Source organism: Microbacterium sp. BF1 (assembly GCF_019279095.1).
GTDB classification, from domain to species: Bacteria; Actinomycetota; Actinomycetes; order Actinomycetales; family Microbacteriaceae; genus Microbacterium; species Microbacterium maritypicum.
This window is the reverse complement of record NZ_JAGYWT010000712.1, coordinates 1-933: the sequence shown is the minus strand read 5'-3', so window position 1 is coordinate 933 and position 933 is coordinate 1. Positions and strand designations below refer to the sequence as shown.

The window sequence follows — 933 nt, the reverse complement described above, 5'->3', positions numbered from 1 at the left end:
CGATTTCCCAGGGGCAGATGCGCACGCGCCTGCTGACGCGTGACGGCTCGCTCGTACGGCAGCTCGCCCTGCGCGCCATACATCTGGTGGGCGGCATCGTGCGTCTGGTCGTCTTCTCCTGCCGGGGTCTCGTGGCGCGCTGGCGCGGCAGGACCGCGGAAGAGGCCGTTCTGCGCCGCCGTACCTGGTTCGCGCAGGGCCGCATCCTCGGAGCCGTCGGACGCATCACCCCGGAGTACGCGCGGACGTGACCTCCTCGGCGCGGTGACGCAGAAGGGGGCGGGGCCGTGACGGCCCCGCCCCCTTCTCGTCGGTCCCCTACTGGGGGACCACCACCGCGAAGCGCTCGAACGAGAGCTTGGTGGCGGCGTTGGTCGATGCCGAGCTGATCGACGTCTTGATGCCCACGCCTCCTGCGGCCTGCATGGCGGCGGTGGTGTCGGTGCCCTGGAGCTGCCAGCCGGCGGGCTCCGTCTGCCCCTCCACCCACACCTTGGCGGCGAGGGTCGTGGGGTTGGTCCCGGCGACGGACAGGCGCGCGTGGAGCACCTGACCCGGCGTGTAGGTCGTGGGCAGGACGTAGCTGTTGCCGATCGCCGTCTCGTCTCGCAGGATGTAGAGGCGGATCACCCCGGCCGGCTCGAGGCGCACCCGCGCGGAGTACGTCGACGTGCCGACCGTGCGCCCGTGGAGCGTGATGCTCGCTGTCCCGCCGACGGAGGCGACGTCAGACGAGAACGTCGCGTCGAGCACGGTGCTCGTCCCCGAGACACCCAGGCGTGCCTCTCGCGTCTGCGACGGTGCGAGCGTCACGACGCCCTTCCCGCCGGCCGTGCTGAGTGCGGCGTTGCCACCGGACAGCGCCCAGGCTCCGCCGAGGTCGGCAGCACCCCACCCACCGGTGGTCGTGCGGTCGAACTCATCGGTGGCGAG

General features: G+C 72.0%; 2 pseudogenes. One reads left to right on the top strand and one right to left on the bottom strand.

The annotated features are described in order from the left end of the window. Positions 1-251 (top strand): annotated as a pseudogene (locus KZA10_RS16245) (glycosyltransferase); the annotation flags it as partial. Between the two features lie 67 nt (positions 252-318). Here KZA10_RS16245 and KZA10_RS16240 read toward each other — a convergent pair. After that, positions 319-933 (bottom strand): annotated as a pseudogene (locus tag KZA10_RS16240) (cell surface protein); the annotation flags it as partial.